The organism is Bacillus sp. FSL H8-0545, from assembly GCF_038006105.1.
Classification (GTDB): domain Bacteria; phylum Bacillota; class Bacilli; order Bacillales; family Bacillaceae_G; genus Bacillus_A; species Bacillus_A cereus_U.
Map to the genome: position 1 here is coordinate 647,456 of NZ_JBBOUO010000001.1, position 19,022 is coordinate 666,477.

Genomic DNA, 19,022 nt, shown 5'->3' on the forward strand with positions numbered 1-19,022 from the left:
GAATAGGAGATTATCATTATGTTGTGGAAAATTTATTTAGTAATTGTAGCGATATTAGCTATTACTTCGTTAGTAAGAGGGATGTTTCAAACACCGATTCAAAAGTTTGATTTTGTAGTGTCTATTATTACATGGATAGGACTATTTGGATTTGTTTTTGATGTACAAATATTGACGCCAATCGTTTGGCAATGCATCTTTGTGTTTAGCATCATTTGGACTTTAACTGCAGTTTTTGTTTTACGATTATATGAAGAGAAAGATGAGCCATTACCTTTTATATTTAAATTAATTGGCATTATCCCAACTTTTCCGTTATATTACGGATTATATCAATATGCATTTTAAAAAAAGACAATGATGGAATTAACCCATCATTGTCTTTTTTACTTTGCTTCTTACATAAATCATTCCGGCAAATGTTAATAAGAATGCTGTTCCGATAACAAAGCTAGCGCTAGGAGATGCTCCGATTGCTCCGACTGTAAAGGAGCCAGCAACAACTCCTAACGAGAAGAATGCATAAAACAATCCGAATGCTTTCCCTCGGTTACCATCTGTTGTATTTTCAACAAGTAAAGCATTAATTGCTGGGAAGAGGATAGCGAATCCAATTCCATAAATCATCATAACGATAAAGAGCATGCCTTTTGTTGCAAATAATCCGAGTAAAGATAACGCTAGTGCCATTACTGCAATCCCGATTAGCATTAGTTTTGAACGATTAAATCGATCGTAAATGCGATTTGTTGGCAGTAAGAAGAAGAGGATAGCGGTAATTCCGAATACACTTAACATCATGCCTGTTGTAGATGCTTTAAGTGCTAACGCCTCAACTTTTACTGGTAACATATAAGTGACAATCCCTTGTGAAAACATGAGTGTGAAAGCACCAATATATGCTTGTAATAAAGGTTCAGATCTCAATAGTTCAATCATATCTTCTTGGTTCATCATTTGTGTTCTTGATGTATCTTTCCTTGATACGTTATTTGGTAAGAAGAATAGAGATACGATTGTACCAAGGACCATTAAAATCGAAATGGTAATGAACACCCACTCTATACCAGCTGTTGCTTTCATAATGCCGCTGAAAGCAGGTCCTACGATTGCCGCTGTTCCAACAGCAGCACCAGATAGAGCCATTGCCTTACCTTGCCTTGCTGAATTTGTTTGTTTTGATAAAAACGTAAAGGCAGCAGGAATTAAAAATCCGTCACTAAAACCGTGCATAAAGCGCACAACTAATAGTTGTTCACCACTTTGAACAACGGTGTATAACAAGACTATGAAACTCGTAATTCCCATGCTTATATAAAGGATTTTTTTTGCACCAAATTTATCAACAGCGGCTCCAGCAATAATATTACCGATCATATTAGCGAATGAGTACATACCGACAACTAGCCCGATAACAAGAGGGGTTCCTCCAAGGCTTTGAGCGAAAGTACTCATAATAGGTAATTGTGAAAATGTATCTAAAAACGCTACGATAACAATAAAGTAAATAAAATATTTCAAGCGATATTCACCTCTCCTATGCTATTATGGCATAATGCTAATTTCAACCGCAATGAAATTGAATTAACAGATGTGGAAAAAAGTACAAAGTGACAAAATATTGAACGTTATTTGTTAAAAATTAGTGAAAACGAGATTGTTTTTTGAAATATATGGATAAAAGTATTATAATAGATTTGTAAACTTCACCAGGTTAAGTATATACATAGAGAGGAATGTATAAAATGAAAGCATTACTTTGGCATAATCAACATGATGTACGAGTAGAAGAAGTACCAGAACCAACTGTAAGACCAGGAGCAGTGAAAATTAAAGTTAAATGGTGTGGTATCTGCGGGACAGACCTGCATGAATATTTAGCAGGTCCTATTTTTATTCCAACAGAAGAACATCCATTAACACACGTAAAAGCACCGGTTATTTTAGGTCATGAGTTTAGTGGTGAGGTAGTAGAAATTGGTGAAGGAGTTACATCTCATAAAGTGGGAGACCGCGTTGTTGTAGAACCAATTTATTCTTGTGGTAAATGTGAAGCTTGTAAACATGGACATTACAATGTTTGTGAACAACTTGTTTTCCACGGTCTTGGTGGAGACGGCGGTGGTTTCTCTGAATATACAGTAGTACCAGAAGATATGGTTCATCATATTCCAGATGAAATGACGTATGAACAAGGTGCGCTTGTAGAACCAGCAGCAGTAGCAGTTCATGCAGTACGTCAAAGTAAATTAAAAGAAGGGGAAGCTGTAGCAGTATTTGGTTGTGGTCCAATTGGACTTCTTGTTATCCAAGCAGCTAAAGCAGCAGGAGCAACTCCTGTTATCGCAGTGGAACTTTCTAAAGAACGTCAAGAGCTAGCTAAATTAGCAGGTGCTGATTACGTATTAAATCCAGCAACTCAAGATGTACTAGCAGAAATTCGTAACTTAACAAATGGTTTAGGTGTAAATGTTAGCTTTGAAGTAACAGGTGTTGAAGTTGTACTTCGTCAAGCAATTGAAAGTACAAGTTTTGAAGGCCAAACTGTAATTGTTAGTGTGTGGGAAAAAGATGCGACAATTACTCCGAACAACCTTGTATTAAAAGAAAAAGAAGTTATCGGTATTCTTGGATATCGTCATATATTCCCAGCTGTTATTAAATTAATTAGCTCTGGCCAAATTCAAGCAGAGAAATTAATTACGAAAAAAATTACAGTGGACCAAGTTGTTGAAGAAGGCTTTGAAGCACTTGTAAAAGATAAAAAACAAGTGAAAATTCTTGTTTCACCTAAATAATATACAATAGAAAAGGGCTACTTTTTTTCTATACTGAAAGGTGATAGACTTTCCTTTAACTAAAGGTATTTTTGTTTGGAAGGGGAAGTCCAATGCTTTCATTTATGTTGACATTGAAACGGATGTTAAGAGCCTGTTTACGAGCATGGAAAGATAAAGAGTTTCAAGTGTTATTCGTATTAACAATTTTGACATTAACATCGGGGACGATTTTTTATAGTACAGTTGAAGGATTACGTCCTCTTGACGCTTTATATTTTAGTGTGGTCACGTTGACGACTGTCGGTGATGGGAATTTTAGTCCGCAAACTGATTTTGGAAAGGTATTTACGATCTTATACATATTTATCGGGATTGGATTAGTGTTTGGATTTATTCATAAATTGGCAATTAATGTGCAACTGCCAAGTATATTATCGAAAAGAAAAAAAGAGTAGAGCGGTTAATCGCTTTACTCTTTTTTTACATTAGTTTAGAAAATTATTTGCAGTAGCTTAACAATACTTTATTACACTGTAAGTGTATTCATTCATTACGTTCACTATGTATAAAGTTATAGTAATATGAACATTTGCATATTTTAATTTATTGATAGAAATTTTGTGAAAGGTGGGATATTCTAGTCATAGGTTAACCGGAAGACATCATAGGATCCTAAAAAAATATGAACAATAATTCAATTATAAAATGGAGGATTTCAGATGAAAAAGAAAGTTCTTGCTTTAGCAGCAGCTATTACGTTAGTAGCGCCATTACAAAGCGTTGCATTTGCTCATGAAAACGATGGAGGACAGAGAGTTGGAGTTATTCCGCGCTGGTCTGCTGAAGATAAGCATAAAGAAGGCGTAAACTCTCATTTATGGATTGTAAACCGTGCAATGGATATTATGTCTCGTAATACAACACTTGTAAAACAAGATCAAGTTGCACTATTAAATGAATGGCGTACGGAGTTAGAGAACGGTATTTATGCTGCTGACTATGAAAATCCTTATTATGATAATAGCACATTTGCTTCACACTTCTATGACCCTGACAATGGAAAAACTTATATTCCATTTGCAAAGCAGGCAAAGGAAACTGGAGCTAAATATTTCAAATTAGCAGGTGAGTCATACAAAAATAAAGATATGAAACAAGCATTCTTCTATTTGGGGTTATCTCTTCATTATTTAGGGGATGTAAATCAACCGATGCATGCAGCAAACTTTACAAATCTTTCGTATCCACAAGGGTTCCATTCTAAATATGAAAACTTTGTAGATACGATAAAAGATAATTATAAAGTAACGGATGGAAATGGATATTGGAACTGGAAAGGTACAAATCCAGAAGATTGGATTCATGGAGCGGCAGTAGTTGCGAAACAAGATTACTCTGGCATTGTAAATGATAATACGAAAGATTGGTTCGTGAAAGCGGCTGTATCACAAGAATATGCAGATAAATGGCGCGCTGAAGTTACACCAATGACAGGTACGCGATTAATGGATGCACAACGTGTTACTGCTGGATACATCCAGCTTTGGTTTGATACGTACGGAAATCGTTAAATATTTGAAAAAGGTCAAATCTCAGAATAGAGTATTTGGCCTTTTTATCACTACACAGTACATGGAGGTATGAAACGTGAAAGGTAAATTGCTAAAAGGTGTACTTAGCTTTGGTATTGGTTTAGGAGCTTTATATAGTGGATCTTCAGCTCAAGCAGAAATGTCTACAAATCAAAATGATACGTTAAAAGTAATGACCCATAATGTATATATGTTATCAACGAATTTATATCCAAACTGGGGACAAAATGAGCGTGCGGATTTAATTGGGGCAGCGGATTATATGAAAAATCAAGATGTTGTTATATTAAATGAAGTATTTGATAATAACGCTTCGAATCATTTGTTAGGGAATTTAAAGAAAGAATATCCAAACCAAACAGCGGTATTAGGTCGTAGTAACGGAAACGAATGGGATAAAACGTTAGGTAACTATTCATCTTCGACCCCTGAAGATGGCGGTGTAGCTATTGTAAGTAAATGGCCAATTGTTGAAAAGGTTCAATATGTATTCGAAAAAGGCTGCGGGCCAGATAACTTATCGAATAAAGGATTTGTATACACAAAAATTAAGAAAAATGATCGTTTCGTGCATGTAATTGGGACGCATTTACAAGCTGAAGATAATATGTGTGGACAAACTTTGCCAGCATCTGTACGTACAAAACAGCTACAAGAAATTCAAGAGTTTATTAAAAATAAAAATATACCAAATAACGAGTATGTGTTAATTGGTGGTGATATGAATGTAAATAAAATAAATGCTGAGAACAATAGTGACTCAGAGTACGCATCCATGTTCAAAACATTGCACGCTTCTATTCCATCTTATACTGGACATACTGCAACTTGGGATGCGATGACAAACAGTATTGCGAAATATAACTTCCCCGATAGCCCTGCCGAGTATTTAGATTATATTATTACAAGTAAGGACCATGCTAATCCATCGTATATAGAGAATAAGGTGTTACAGTCGAAATCGCCACAATGGACGGTTACGTCATGGCTCAAAAAATATACATATAATGATTACTCGGATCATTATCCAGTAGAGGCGACTATTTCTATGAAGTAGAGTAGCCTTGAAAAAGTTTCTTCGTAAAGAAGAAACTTTTTTTATTTGAAAACAGGAAAATCATTCTTTCTTTCCAATATGTATAAGACATATATAGAAGAGGAGAGAAAAATATGGATAGAGGAATTTTTAAGGAAGTTCCATTACCGTGTGCATTTTTAGATGAAGTGGCTTTAGAGAGGAATATTCAATCGATTATAGAGTTAAGTGGAGATAAGAAGATTCGCATAGCGAGTAAATCATTACGCTCTGTTCCAATTATGAAAAAGATTTTAGCTGCAAATAATCGCTTTCAAGGTATTATGTGTTTTTCTCCTAGAGAAGCTTTGTTTTTAATTGAACAAGGATTTAATGATCTACTGCTCGGATATCCTGCTTATGATGAAAGAGCTTTATATGAAATTAGTTTGCTAACAAAGCAAGGGCTCATTATAACTTGTATGGTGGATTGTGAAGACCATATTGTTTATTTAGAAAAAATTGCTGAGAAGTCTAAAGGGTGTTTTCGCGTTTGTTTGGATATTGATATGAGTAGTCGTTTTTTGAAATTTCATTTTGGTGTAAAAAGATCCCCGGTAAAAGATGTGCAGAGCGCTTTGAAAATAGTAGAAAAGGTGAAGGGCTCATCATACTTAATACTAGATGGTGTAATGGGATATGAAGCTCAAATTGCCGGGGTGGGGGATCATATACCGAATCAATGGATGAAAAGTAAAGTGGTTTCGTATTTAAAGAAGAAATCAGTGTTAGAGGTTAAAGAAAGAAGAGGACGTATCGTAAAAGAACTACAAAACCTTGGTATTGAACTAAGATTTGTAAATGGGGGAGGAACAGGAAGTATAAAAACAACTGAGCAAGATAACTCAGTTACGGAGATTACTGTAGGGTCCGCCTTTTACTCTCCTAAACTGTTTGATTATTATAAAGAAGTAAAATTTCAGCCAGCCGTTGGATTTGCTTTACCAGTTGTACGTAAACCGGCTCCTTTTATTTATACTTGCCTAGGTGGCGGATATATTGCCTCAGGTGCAGTTGGTAAAGATAAAGAGCCTGAGGTTTGGCGACCGGGTGGTGCAAAACTATTAGCTTTAGAAGGTGCTGGTGAAGTGCAAACGCCAATTTTTTATAACGGTGAGGAACGAGTAGCGATAGGAGATTCTATCTTGTTTCGTCATAGTAAAGCTGGAGAGTTATGTGAGCGTTTTCCTGTTTTGTATCGCATTAAACAAGGGGAAATTGTTGGAGAGTATTCAACATATCGGGGGGATGGACAATGCTTTCTATAAAGGGACAAAAATGGAGAAATTGGACAGGGAATGTAGAAGGAACACCGCATTATACGATGTATCCAAAAAGTATACAAGATGTAGTAGAAGTTGTGGGGCTTGCACGAAAAAAAGGAAAGAAAATTCGTGTTGTCGGTTCAGGGCATTCGTTTACACCTCTTGTGCAAACGGAAGAAATTTTAGTTTCTTTAGATGAATTGAAGGGCATTATGAATATTGATGCAGAGAAGATGACTGTTGAAGTGTGGGCGGGAACAAAGTTACATGATTTAGGGAAGTTACTTCAGGAAAAAGGTTATGCGCAAGAAAATTTAGGGGATATTGATTCACAATCTATTGCAGGAGCGATTAGTACGGGAACTCATGGGACGGGTGTTACATTTGGGAGTTTATCAACACAAGTTATAGAGATTACGGCAGTTTTATCAACAGGTGAGAGTATAGTTTGTTCAGAAACCGAAAACGCCGAATATTGGAAAGCATTTCAGCTGTCGCTTGGAATGCTAGGTATTATTGTAAAGATAAAATTGAAGGTTATCCCAGCGTATTCTCTCGTTTATGAAAGCGAAAAACAGTCATTAACTACTGTAATGAACAAACTAGAAGAATATAAGAAGAATCGTCATTTTGAATTTTTCGTTTTTCCTTATTCAGATGAAGTGCAAGTGAAATTTACAAACAAAACAACGAGTAAAGAAAGTGATTTGAAATGGCATAAACTAAAGGTGGAGTTACTTGAAAATAGGATGTTCTCTTTGTTATCTAAAGGGTGTAAATGGTTTCCTTCTATAAGTAAAGGAGTAAGTCGATTATCAGCTAAGGCTGTACCAAACACAAAAATAATTGGACCAAGCTATGAAGTGTTCGCTACATCACGTACGGTTCCATTTTATGAAATGGAGTACAGTGTCCCTTCAAAGTATATGAGGACTGTTGTAGAAGAGATTTCAAATCTTATTGAAAAGAAAAAGTATAAGGTACACTTCCCGATTGAATGCCGCTACGTGAGAGATGATGATATATGGCTCAGTCCAGCGTACGGAAGAGATTCAGCGTATATTGCTGTTCATATGTATAAAGGTATGAAATATGCCGCTTATTTTGGTGAAGTGGAGAAAATTTTTCTAAAGTATGAAGGGCGCCCACATTGGGGGAAAATGCATACGTTAACGTACGAAAAATTACAAAATATATATCCAGAATTGCATTCGTTTCTAAAAATGAGGAAGTCACTAGATGAAACAGGAATGTTTTTAAGCCCTTATACAGAAAAGTTATTTACGAGTATGAAAAAAAGCTGACAAATTATTATTTGTCAGCTTTTTTAAGTGTAATTGCATTTCTTGTATGACTAATACGCTCGTAAAATAGTAATTTATCACTGCTAAATACATGTAATAAAACATGAATAATAAATAGCCCGTTAATTACGAATTGGAATAACAGTATAACTAGTAATACTAAAGGCTCTGTATGATTTAAGATAGAGCTACTAGAAAGAATATAGTTGATTCCACCTAAAATGAAATAGAATATACCGTAACGGATGAATAGTTCCTTCATTGTAATACGATCTGACTTTCCTTTCACGTAAATACGAAGCAATGCTTTCCCAATTGTTTTTCCGTTCGTAAAGTATGGAATGATAATAAAGTAAATAAAGATCGAACATGTAATGAAAATGAGTTCGTATATATTTGTGTAAGATTGGATATTAGAAATAAATATAGAATTTCCTTTATTTTTAATGAATGGTACAACGATAGATAAGAAAATCCAATCAATTTGCATAGCGATCAAACGACGTACAAAACCAACTGGTTTCGTTTCCAAATCAATACGGCTATCTAACTCGTTTGCTTTCGGAAGGAAGTACGTAAATATTGGTGCGATAATAAAACCAATGATTCCTCCTAATGTATTTAAAAACAAATCGTCTATATCGAATAGGCGATAGGCACAATTATATATACCATATAATCCAGTCACCTGTGTTAGCTCGAAAAATAGTGAAAGACAAAAAGAAATACAAATAGTCTGTAAGAAACTACGTCGGAAATAATAACGTAAGTAAATACCGAATGGAACGGTTAATAGAACGTTAAAAGCAACTTGTAAAAATGCAGATTCTTTTAATAACAAGAAATAAGTAGTTGGTTTCGTTAAAATTGCCGATGTATGGTTACTAATCTCTTGTATGAAATAAAATGGTGAGAGTTGCATATGCTGTGTATTAGCGGGTTGTAGGCTACAAGTATCATACGTTTGTGGTAACGGCAAAATAACAAGAAAATAGGCATTTAATAAGTAAAGTAATAATGAGTATAAAATAAATGAGCGCCATTTATTTAAATAACCGTATTTTCGATAATTAAATATTAAAAAAGGAATTAATAGAAACATTGCTAAAATAGGAAATAAAATAAAAGCTGTTTTTACTGGAAATAAATATGCAGTCAAAATGAAGCTCCTTTCAATGAAAATTCGTTTATCATTATAGCGCTAAAAGGAGTTTAAAACAAAGTTAAAATATTTCGAAATAGAAAGAATTACAAATTTTATCGAAATTAAGTTATACTAAATCTAATATAAGGATATCGTGATTATATAAGTTGAGAGAGGGTACTAGATATGCGATATGAGCTTTTTTCGGTAAGCGGGGATCATATTACAACTTTTGAAAGCACATGGCGTTTTCAGGAGGGGGAACAGATTTTTGTTCATGATGATAATACAAAACGAAATTTTATTATTATTCGCTTAACACATGATTTATTTCAAAAAAATACACATGTTATTCGCTTGTATTGTCAGGAAAAGAAAGTTTATGCATAAGGAAAAACCTCTTACTGTATGAGGGCAGTAAGAGGTTTTTTATCCCGCTATTTGTGGGCAGTAAAACTCCCACCTCAAAATTCGGCCCGAGCAAAGAAGTTAGGTGGGAGCCCTGCTGCCCGTAAACGCCCGATTGGTGCGGGCTAATAATCAGTGGGGGATGAACAAAACCCCCACTGATTAAAGTTTCACTTTATAAGAAAATGATAGTTAGCACACCTACGATAATACAGTAGAAAGAGAAATATTTTAAATTTCCTTTTGCCATAATGTTCATAAACCATTTTAATGAAATATATGTCATGACAAATGTTGCGATGAAAGCAACAATATAAGGTACAAATAATGTATCTAAATTTGGATCGTTTGCAATGTCTGTAATACTTAACAATAAACCACCTAAGCTAACAGGAATGTATAGTAAGAATGAGAAGCGAAGAGCTGTTTCTTGCTTCATACCAAGTAACATTGCTGCCACGATTGTAGCACCTGATCTGCTTATACCAGGAATTAGTGCGCAAGCTTGTGCTAGACCAATAATGATTGCATCTTTCATAGAAAGGTCGCCATCATTTTTACGTCCACGCAAGTTTCGAATAATCCAAAGGCCGATAGCAGTAATAAGAAGGGAAATCCCAACCATTTTCACACCTTTTAAATAGTGGTCGATATAATCTTTAAATAAAACTCCAATTACACCTGCTGGAATGGTTGCAATAACAAGGTAAATAATAAAGAAGAAATCTGATTTTGCGTCTTCTGCTCTTGTAAATATATAAGATAGACCATTCTTCGTTAGACGAATTAAATCATTTCTATAAATAAGTAATACAGCTAATAATGAAGCTGAATTAACAAGTAGTTCGAAGCTAAACCCTTCTATTTTTAGTCCTAGCAAATGCTGTGCTAAAACGAGGTGACCGCTTGAAGAAATCGGAATTGGCTCTGTTAGTCCTTGGAACAGACCAAGAATTAAGTATTTTAAAATGTAGTAAAATTGTTCCATAACATCCTCCTTGTTAATTAGTCTAAAGAAACAACTTTTCCATTATAACAAAGATATAGATGAATATTGAGAAGGAATAAATATTCGAAATATAATAAAAACCCCTTATAGCGATATAAGGGGCTTTTATTGTTAATGAGAAGATACTGTTTCTTGAAGACCTTTAGTCAATTGAACATCGACTTTTTCAGCATCATGAATATGGCTCATAATAGTAGTATTTAATTTTTGGAACATTTGTTGAGTGTTTGCAAATTCTCTTAATATATCATCATTACAAGATTTTTGGTTTTCAATTGCTTGAATAACGTTTGTAGCACCATTTTGTAACGTTTGAATCATGATTAAAATATTTTCGATTCTAGCGTTTGTATCGGCACTCATTTCTACACCTTCATCGACCAAATGTAAATTATCTTTTGTGTTTTCGTATGCTTTTTCAATTTCTTCTTGAATTTTTTTCGTTAAGTTGCCGATATTTTTTGTACTCTCTGCCGTACTTTCTGCTAGTTTTCTTACTTCATTGGCAACAACCGCAAACCCTTTACCGTGCTCTCCAGCACGCGCAGCTTCAATACTTGCATTTAACGCAAGTAAATTTGTTTGTGCTGCAATGTTTTGAATGACTTCTACAATTTGCTCGATTTCTTTTGAGCGTTCACTTAAATGATTCATACTATTAGATGTGCGCTGAGATTGTTCACCTAATTTATTAATTACAATGAGTAAACGGTGAACAGATTCTTTTCCTTCATTAGAGCAATCGATAATTTCTTCAATAGATTGAATTAAGTTTTGCTCTTTTTGTAGCATTTCGTTATTTAATTCGTTGGAATGTGTAGTACGCATAGAAACATTTTCAAAGCATGCGTTCAATTGTTGAATTAAGTTTTGGAGTGTATGGTGCTGGTTATTTACAAGTTGATGCTCTTGCACAATGCTTTGTATACGATTGTGGATAGAAGAAATAGTCTCTTGTTTTTCAATATCTTTTTGTTTTAATTCTGCTTCTAATTCTTGTATACGATTTTCTAATTGATCAATTTTATGTTGGAGTGCCTTCTTTTGAGTAAACATGTATTTATTTCAACCGCCTTTAGAAGTTATATTTTCTCTATATTTGGATTTTAGCATCTTTTATAATTTTTAAATATAGGAATTGTTAAATATTTAAGAATCTATTACATTTTATTCACAATTCTCTTTTTTTTGTCATGAAAAATAAACTGTATTTAATGGTTTTGTAAACAAACTGTAAAATAAATCATGTATAACTGTATAAGAAGGGAGTCGGATTATGAACTATTTTAAGCGAATCAGTAGTCTATTATTAGCAGGAATTATTGTTCTTTCTAGTACAGTCGCTGTAAAAGCAGAGTCAAACGACGAAAAACTTAACAACATGCAACAGCAATTGCAGCAAAACGATGCAGATATGCAGAAGAAAGAGCAAGAGAAGCAAGCTGTTAGTAAAGAAATTCAAGGTATCGAAAATGAACTACATAATTTAAATAATACAATTGCAAAAAATAAAGAGGATCAAGCTGCTATTCAACATAAAATCGATGAAACACATAAGCAGATTGAACAAAAAAAAGCAGATATTATCGTTTTAGAAGATAAAGTCCTTGCTCGTAAGGATATTATGAAAAAACGTATGGTTTCTGTTCAAAATAGCTCAAATACGAGTTTAGTAGTAGAAGTTGTTGTAGAATCAAAAAACTTTGCAGATTTCATACAACGTATGAACGCAGTTACTACTATTCTAGAAGCAGATAAAGAAATTTTACGTCTACAAGAACAAGATCTTCGTCAAATTGAAGAAGATAAAAAAGCAATTGACGAAAAAGAAGCATCTTTAGTAGTAGATAAGCAAAAATTAGCAAAAGCACAAGCAGATTTGCAAGATAACTTGAAAAAACGTCAAGATAACTTACAAACGGTTCAAGCTAAATATAATCAGATTGCAAGCCAACTTAATTTAGCAGCGGAAGAGAAAGCAAAAGTTGAAGCAAATATGAAAGCAGTACAAGAAACAATTGCTCGTGAACAAGAAGCAGCAAGAATTGCAGCAGAAGAGCGCGCAAAAGCTGAAGCAGCTGCAAAGGCTGAGCAAGAAGAGTTGGCAAAAGCGAAGGCAGCAGCAGCTAAGCAAAAAGAAGAACAGGCAGCTAAGCCGGCAGAGCCTGTAGCTAAAGATACAACACCAGCTAAGCCGGATCCAAAACCAGCTCAAGGTGGAAAAGAATTTTATGTAACAGCAACTGCTTATACAGCTGATCCATCTGAAAATGGCTATAAACCGGGTGAAATTGTAAAGTCTAAGTTAGGACATAATTTGACTGCAAATCCAAACATGAAACTAATTGCTGTAGATCCAGCTGTGATTCCATTAGGTTCTACTGTATATGTGGAAAATTACGGTACGGCGATTGCTGGAGATACTGGTAGTGCGATTAAAGGTCATATAATTGATTTATTAATGCCAGATTCAGCTACAGCTAATAATTGGGGCAGAAGAAGTGTTAAAGTTACAATTTTAAACTAAAACGTAATCCAACTTTACGAAACGTAAAGTTGGATTTTTTTGTGAAAATAATGTTAAGTTGAGTTTACATTTTGTTAAGAGTAGCATACAATAATATTGAGAGGTGGTAAATTTGACCATTTTAAACAGAGTGAAGGAATTAAGAGCTCGCTTTAATTTTACGCAAAGTGTATTAGCAGAAAAGGTTGGGGTGACGAGACAAACAATCGCTGCAATTGAAAAAGGGGATTACGTTCCTTCATTGTTACTAGCGTTAACGATTTGTGATGTGTTCCAGTTAAAGATGGAAGATGTGTTTGTTTTAAATAAGGAGGGGGAAGAGGATGAATAGAATTGGGGTTTCTTATATCTTAAATGTGCTGAGATTTGTGATAGCTTTTTGGGCGTTTATTGAACTCTATTATGCTTGGATAGAGCTGGCAAATATTATTGAAACTGAGAAAGTACCGTTTGAAGTAACAATCAATATGATACCATTAGGATTGTTAACAATTGTAGCTATTATAACGACGGTTTTTTATAAAGTTCAAAAGAAGAAACATAAAGCTCTTTCTTATTGGATGTACCCGTTATTATTTCCACAAGAAGACGAGCGGGAAAAAGCAATTACACAAAAGGCATGCCGGACAACATTTATTTCATTCTGGTATGGAATAGTTATTGCTATTGGATTTTTAACACTTTCTCCTGTAGCTAATTTATATATTCCTGGATATCCATTATATATTTTATTTTTCATGTTTTTTATTCAAATGACAGTCTTTTACGTATCCCTGTACAGAAATAAATTAGTCTAAAAAGAACCCTTCTTGCATTAGCAAGAAGGGTTCTATTTCAGCTTACACTTGTACATATAGCAATATTGTCTTATCATTTTATATAGAGTAAGATTTTGTAACGGAAAGGAACTGTATATGAATAAGCAAAGAATTTATAGTATAGTAGCAATCCTTCTATTTGTTGTAGGTGGTGTATTAATCGGAAAGCCATTTTATGATGGATATAAGGCAGAGACGAAACAGACAGCGAATGTACAAGCTGTTCAAAAGATGGAATATGAAAAGCACGACACGGAATTTGTAGATGCTTCAAAAATTAATCAACCAGACTTGGCAGAAGTAGCGAGTGCATCGTTAGATAAAAAACAAGTAATCGGTCGTATTTCAATTCCGAGCATCTCATTAGAACTTCCTGTTTTAAAAGCGTCGACTGAAAAGAATTTATTATCAGGTGCGGCAACTGTAAGAGAAAATCAAGTAATGGGACAGGGGAATTATGCGCTTGCAGGGCATAATATGTCAAAAAAAGGTGTTTTATTTAGTGATGTATCAACTTTAAAGAAGAACGATAAAATTTATTTGTATGACAATGCAAATGAGTATGAGTATACTGTTACCGGTGTATCTGAAGTGACTCCTGATAAATGGGAAGTTGTAGAGGATCATGGGAAAGATGAGATAACACTTATTACATGTGTATCTGTTAAGGATAATTCTAAGCGTTTTGTTATTACGGGTGATCTAGTAGGAACAAAGGCGAAGAAATAAAGAAAAAAGAAGGTTCACTCTTTAAAGAGTGAACCTTCTTTTTTTATCCAATGTTAAGAAATAAAAGAATATTTTAGTTGGTATTTAAGTATTTTTCTATTTTTATATAATAAAGTAATGATTCTAGATTTTGGGAGGAACAAAAGTGAAACAGCAAGTAAAAAAACTTCTTTTAACAACAAGCGTAGCGTTATTGGTAGCGCCAATTTCTGCTTATGCACATCCAGGACGTACAGATGCTAATGGTGGACATACGTGTCGTACAAATTGTGAAAAATGGGGATTGCAGTACGGGGAATATCATTATCACAATAAACCAGCTTCTAGTAGTGGTACAACGAGTCCAGCCCCTAGCCAAAATAATAATGGTGCTGTAGAAGCTGAAAGACAAGCAGAAGCACAGCACAATGTGGAGGCAGAAAAACAACGTGCTGCAGAAGAACAGCGTAAAGCAGAGGAAGAGAGACAGCGCGCTGCAGAAGAACAGCGCAAAGTAGAGGAAGAGAGACAGCGTGCTGCAGAAGAACAATGCAAAGCAGAAGAAGCACGTAAGGCAGAGGAAGCGCAGCGTAAAGCTGAGGCTGAAAAGGGACAAGCTGAAGGGCAAAAAAACGGTGAGACAGATTTTAAAGCAGGAAAAAACAATGCAGAAGGACATGTAGCTGGAAAGTCAGATGCATATAAACAAGCATTTACAACTACTTATGCTGCGGCATGGTCTTTAGAAGAACAGAAAAAAGCACATTTTGAAAAAGGTAAAGATCAAGGGTTAGCACAAGAGGCAATGGACGATAGTCAAATTACTCCTGAGTTTAAGGTGAACTTTGCAGAAGGTTTCCAAGTAGGTAATAAAGAGAGAACCGAAAAGATTGAAAAAGAACAAGCGGAACTTGGTGAAAAGGCTGGTAAAGCATTAGCTGAAAAGAAACCTGGAAATACTTAAAAGGATACATATGTGAAAGCATATGAAACCGCGTATGAAACAGGATATAAGTCTGCCTAAAAAATGGAAAAAAAAGCTGGATATACATATGCATTTGAAAATTATGATTTGAAAGTTCCTGCTAAGTATGAAAAACACGAAGCATTAAAGAAATGGTTTACGGAAGGATTTAAATCAAATAAAAAGGCAGCAGAAATCCGAGAAGAAGGATATAAAAAAGGAGATAGCTGGCTTTCATTTTTCTATAAAAACTTCGTGCCAAGTGAATATAAAGAGCACAAAAATCTTTATGAACAAGCAATAGAAAAAGGTAAAAAAGCATAAAAAAAAGATGAGGAATTTTTCCTCATCTTTTTTAATCCATCCATTTCACTAATTTCTTAGAAATTAATAATAAAACACAACCTAAAATAATTGCTGCAGCTCCGATTACTGTAAATACTTCAGCATATCCAAGTGAAGTTGTGAAGCTTGCAAGCTGTCCGCCTATAATGTTGGCGATTCCTGAGCTTGCTAGCCATACTCCCATTAATAAAGAAGCAAGTTTTACTGGAGCAAGTGCGCTAACCATTGATAGTCCAACAGGTGATAAGAATAACTCACCTAACGTATGGAAAAGATACGTAAAGACGATAAATAGTAAGTTTGCTTTTTCTGTAATGTTATGTTCATCACTACCTGTTTTTAATGTAGCGATAACAAGAATGATATAACCGATACCGAGTAGGATCATACCAAGTCCCATTTTTGTTGGGATTTTTAAATCCCCATTTTTTCTAGTTGCAAGTTTTGCCCATAATGTTGAAATGACTGGAGCAAGTAAAATAATAAATAACGGATTGACCGATTGGAACCAAGATGTTGGAACTTCCCATCCGAACACAGAGCGGTCTACAAATTTGTTTGTATATAATGTTAACGAACTACCAGCTTGTTCAAATCCAGCCCAGAAGAAGACAACAAAGCATGTTAAAATGACGATAACTGTTGTACGTTGTTTTTCTTTTTTTGTTAACGGTGTATTTCCTACTGTTTGTTGTCCAGCAGCCGTTTGCAAATCGCGAGTTGGTTTTTTACCGATATCACCAAGGAAGCGATTTGATAGTGTTGTAAATAAAATTTGTCCAATGATCATTCCGATTGAAGCGGCTAAGAAACCGTAACGGAATCCGTAATGAACAACACCGTCCACTGTTGTTTTAAATAAATTTTCTGATAAAAATCCGCAAACGAGTGGAGCTAAAAATGAACCGACGTTAATACCCATATAGAATATTGTAAATGCACTATCACGTTTTGGATCGTGCTCTTCGTATAATTCTCCAACAAGTGTAGAGATATTCGGTTTGAAGAATCCATTACCGATAATAATAAGCGCTAATCCGAGGTATAGACCGGCTTGGTTTTGCAAGGCAAATAGTGTAAGGTTACCGATTGCCATTGTTATACCACCAATTGTGATGGCTTTTCGTTTACCTAGAAAACGGTCTGTTAAGTATCCACCGATCAATGGTGTGAAATAACAAGCACCAGTATAAAATCCGTAAATAGAGAGTGCCCAAGCGGGACTAAACCCAAGACCACCACTTACTAAAGCTGTTGTTAAATATAATGTTAATAATCCTCGTAATCCATAGTAACTAAATCTTTCCCACATTTCTGTAAAGAAGAGTAAGTACAAACCTGGAGGATGTTTCTTTTTTCTTTGTTGTTCTCTTTCTAGTTGTATCGTTGATTCCATGTGATTTTTCCTCCTGACACAAACAAAAAACAAAGTTAATAGTTTTGTATATTTAATATTTTACCTTATTAACTATTGGAAGTCAATAAAGGTTGATTTTTCAGAAGAAATTGGAAAAGGGAAGTAGATATAGAATGGGTGTTTCTTTTGTGGTAGACTATGGACTATGTTTTCTTTGTAAGGAAGCGGATTATCGCGTTTTTCCTACGTGTGGAATGGATCTCATGCGAGATGAAATTGAAGAAGGAGAAAGAAATGAAATTGTTACAGAAAAAAGAAATTTTGCTTATTAGTCTTATGTTATTCTCTATGTTCTTTGGAGCGGGGAATCTTATATTTCCACCTTTCCTTGGATACGAAGCGGGAGAGCATGTGTGGATTGCATTGCTAGGTTTTATTATGTCAGCAACAGGGCTTCCGATATTAGGTGTTATCGCTATTGCGAAAGCAGGGAGCTTTCAAACGTTAGCGGGCAGGGTTCATTCTTCATTTGCAATTATTTTTCCATGTATTGTGTACTTATTTATTGGACCAGGTCTTGGTATACCACGTGCAGGAAGTTTAGCTTTTGAAATGGGACCAGGTCAGTTGTTCCCAAAAGCGGGTAGCGTAGTTTTGTTATTGTACACGGCTATTTTCTTTAGCATTGTTTACTGGTTAAGTTTATCTCCGTCCAAATTAATGGGCTTGTTTGGAAAGGTGTTAACGCCTTTATTATTATGTATGATTGCCATTATATTTATAAAAAGTATGTTTACATCAGTAGGCGGTGTGAAAGAGCCTACAGGAAATTATGGACAAGCTCCTATGTTTCAAGGATTTTTAGATGGTTATTTAACGATGGATGCATTAGCGGCTTTAATCTTTGGGATTGTTATTGCAAATGCTCTGCGTGCAAAAGGTGTAGAGGATGATAAAGGTTTAGCGAAATATATGAGTATTGCTGGTATTGGAGCAGGGCTTTTATTATCTATTATTTATGTCATTCTTGGATATGTTGGTTCAATTAGTGGTTCATTGGGTACATTTGATAACGGTGCGAAAGTGTTAGCACAAGTTATGACGACATTATTTGGACAAGGTGGGCTAGTTTTATTAGGCCTTATTTTTACTGTCGCTTGTCTATGCGTTTCAATCGGACTTGTTACGTCGTGTAGTCAATTTTTCGCAAGTGTATTTCCGAAAGTATCTTATAAAGCTTGGGCATTTATATTAAGTTTTGTTAGTATGGTTTTAGCTAATTTAGGATTAACGCAAATTTTAAAAGTATCGGTACCGATTCTTGGATTTATTTATCCAGTTGCACTAACGCTTATTATTTTAGGGTTATTCCATAAGTATATTGGGAAGTATGTATACGTATATTCGGTAACGATTGGGCTCGTAGCGGCATTTAGTGCGATTGATGTTTTAAACAAAAATGTACTGATGAATAAATGGACACCACTACTAAAAATTCTTCCGTTTTATACAGAAGGTGTAGGATGGATTGTTCCGGCATTTGTAGGTGTCTGCCTCGGTGTAATTGTTAGTATTGCTATAAATAAGAAGAAATAAGTAAGAGGTGTTTTCCTATTTGGGAAAACACCTTTCTTTTTTGGGAAAAATAGTATTGAAAATGAATAGACTAAGAGTATGATAAAGGTAATTGGTAATATATAGGTCAAGTGAAAAATCGATGATGAGG

18 protein-coding genes and 1 pseudogene are annotated in these 19,022 nt (G+C 34.8%); 14 read left to right on the plus strand and 5 right to left on the minus strand.

Annotated elements, in window-relative coordinates; genetic code table 11:
- The first annotated feature begins 18 nt into the window (after positions 1-18).
- Entirely contained in the window at positions 19-348 is a 330-nt protein-coding gene (locus MHI07_RS03305; RefSeq protein ID WP_002159283.1) for a hypothetical protein, read from the plus strand.
- A gap of 18 nt (positions 349-366) precedes the next feature.
- Here the strand turns inward: MHI07_RS03305 and MHI07_RS03310 are convergent, their stop codons facing one another.
- Positions 367-1,521 (minus strand): MFS transporter, encoded by a 1,155-nt coding sequence (locus MHI07_RS03310; RefSeq protein ID WP_340821936.1) that lies wholly within the window; start codon positions 1,519-1,521, stop codon positions 367-369.
- A 224-nt stretch (positions 1,522-1,745) separates the two neighbouring features.
- On the opposite strand from MHI07_RS03310, the gene bdhA reads away from it, so the two are divergent.
- The 6 genes from bdhA to MHI07_RS03340 all read left to right on the plus strand — a co-directional run bounded on the left by bdhA (position 1,746) and on the right by MHI07_RS03340 (position 8,016).
- Positions 1,746-2,798, plus strand: a complete 1,053-nt coding sequence (gene bdhA, locus MHI07_RS03315) for a (R,R)-butanediol dehydrogenase (RefSeq protein ID WP_002114142.1) — start codon at positions 1,746-1,748, stop codon at positions 2,796-2,798.
- Positions 2,799-2,890: 92 nt separating this feature from the next.
- Positions 2,891-3,235 carry a potassium channel family protein gene (locus MHI07_RS03320; RefSeq protein WP_131231990.1) on the plus strand — a complete coding sequence of 115 codons (345 nt, stop codon included), beginning with the start codon at positions 2,891-2,893 and terminating at the stop codon, positions 3,233-3,235.
- 264 nt (positions 3,236-3,499) lie between these two features.
- Positions 3,500-4,351 carry a phospholipase CerA gene (cerA, locus tag MHI07_RS03325; protein WP_002114146.1) on the plus strand — a complete coding sequence of 284 codons (852 nt, stop codon included), beginning with the start codon at positions 3,500-3,502 and terminating at the stop codon, positions 4,349-4,351.
- A gap of 76 nt (positions 4,352-4,427) precedes the next feature.
- The gene (sph, locus tag MHI07_RS03330) at positions 4,428-5,429 is read left to right on the plus strand and encodes a sphingomyelinase C (RefSeq protein ID WP_340821941.1); all 1,002 of its coding nucleotides are present in this window, start codon (positions 4,428-4,430) and stop codon (positions 5,427-5,429) included.
- Between the two features lie 113 nt (positions 5,430-5,542).
- Positions 5,543-6,715 (plus strand): amino acid deaminase/aldolase, encoded by a 1,173-nt coding sequence (locus MHI07_RS03335; RefSeq protein WP_340821944.1) that lies wholly within the window; start codon positions 5,543-5,545, stop codon positions 6,713-6,715.
- A complete protein-coding gene (locus tag MHI07_RS03340; protein ID WP_340821946.1) occupies positions 6,703-8,016 on the plus strand; it encodes a D-arabinono-1,4-lactone oxidase in 1,314 nt (437 codons plus the stop codon). Before MHI07_RS03335 ends, MHI07_RS03340 begins: the two co-directional genes overlap by 13 nt.
- Before the next feature lie 7 nt (positions 8,017-8,023).
- On the opposite strand, the gene MHI07_RS03345 is transcribed toward MHI07_RS03340, so the two are convergent.
- Positions 8,024-9,175, minus strand: coding sequence for a VanZ family protein (locus MHI07_RS03345; protein WP_016103552.1), 1,152 nt, complete (start codon positions 9,173-9,175; stop codon positions 8,024-8,026).
- A 171-nt stretch (positions 9,176-9,346) separates the two neighbouring features.
- On the opposite strand from MHI07_RS03345, the gene MHI07_RS03350 reads away from it, so the two are divergent.
- On the plus strand, positions 9,347-9,550 hold the full coding sequence (locus tag MHI07_RS03350; RefSeq protein WP_016103553.1) for a hypothetical protein: 204 nt from the start codon (positions 9,347-9,349) through the stop codon (positions 9,548-9,550).
- Between the two features lie 193 nt (positions 9,551-9,743).
- Here the strand turns inward: MHI07_RS03350 and MHI07_RS03355 are convergent, their stop codons facing one another.
- Together MHI07_RS03355 and MHI07_RS03360 are read right to left on the minus strand one after the other, a co-directional pair.
- A complete protein-coding gene (locus tag MHI07_RS03355; RefSeq protein WP_002010553.1) occupies positions 9,744-10,556 on the minus strand; it encodes an undecaprenyl-diphosphate phosphatase in 813 nt (270 codons plus the stop codon).
- Positions 10,557-10,688: 132 nt separating this feature from the next.
- Complete coding sequence (locus tag MHI07_RS03360; RefSeq protein WP_131231992.1) at positions 10,689-11,633, minus strand: methyl-accepting chemotaxis protein; 945 nt, start codon at positions 11,631-11,633, stop codon at positions 10,689-10,691.
- Positions 11,634-11,853: 220 nt separating this feature from the next.
- Between MHI07_RS03360 and MHI07_RS03365 the strand changes: the two genes are divergently transcribed.
- The 5 genes and pseudogenes from MHI07_RS03365 to MHI07_RS03385 all read left to right on the plus strand — a co-directional run bounded on the left by MHI07_RS03365 (position 11,854) and on the right by MHI07_RS03385 (position 15,918).
- The gene (locus MHI07_RS03365; protein ID WP_078180763.1) at positions 11,854-13,104 is read left to right on the plus strand and encodes a 3D domain-containing protein; all 1,251 of its coding nucleotides are present in this window, start codon (positions 11,854-11,856) and stop codon (positions 13,102-13,104) included.
- Positions 13,105-13,216: 112 nt separating this feature from the next.
- On the plus strand, positions 13,217-13,435 hold the full coding sequence (locus MHI07_RS03370; RefSeq protein ID WP_000154019.1) for a helix-turn-helix transcriptional regulator: 219 nt from the start codon (positions 13,217-13,219) through the stop codon (positions 13,433-13,435).
- The gene (locus MHI07_RS03375) at positions 13,428-13,901 is read left to right on the plus strand and encodes a DUF2178 domain-containing protein (RefSeq protein WP_340821950.1); all 474 of its coding nucleotides are present in this window, start codon (positions 13,428-13,430) and stop codon (positions 13,899-13,901) included. Before MHI07_RS03370 ends, MHI07_RS03375 begins: the two co-directional genes overlap by 8 nt.
- 117 nt (positions 13,902-14,018) lie before the next feature.
- Positions 14,019-14,651 (plus strand): class A sortase, encoded by a 633-nt coding sequence (locus tag MHI07_RS03380; RefSeq protein ID WP_131231995.1) that lies wholly within the window; start codon positions 14,019-14,021, stop codon positions 14,649-14,651.
- A 145-nt stretch (positions 14,652-14,796) separates the two neighbouring features.
- A pseudogene (locus tag MHI07_RS03385) lies at positions 14,797-15,918 on the plus strand (YHYH domain-containing protein).
- Between the two features lie 31 nt (positions 15,919-15,949).
- On the opposite strand, the gene MHI07_RS03390 reads toward MHI07_RS03385, so the two are convergent.
- Positions 15,950-17,335, minus strand: coding sequence for a peptide MFS transporter (locus MHI07_RS03390; RefSeq protein ID WP_340821953.1), 1,386 nt, complete (start codon positions 17,333-17,335; stop codon positions 15,950-15,952).
- A gap of 255 nt (positions 17,336-17,590) precedes the next feature.
- Between MHI07_RS03390 and brnQ1 the strand changes: the two genes are divergently transcribed.
- A complete protein-coding gene (brnQ1, locus tag MHI07_RS03395) occupies positions 17,591-18,892 on the plus strand; it encodes a branched-chain amino acid transport system II carrier protein BrnQ1 (protein WP_445661744.1) in 1,302 nt (433 codons plus the stop codon).
- The last annotated feature ends 130 nt before the right edge of the window (positions 18,893-19,022 follow it).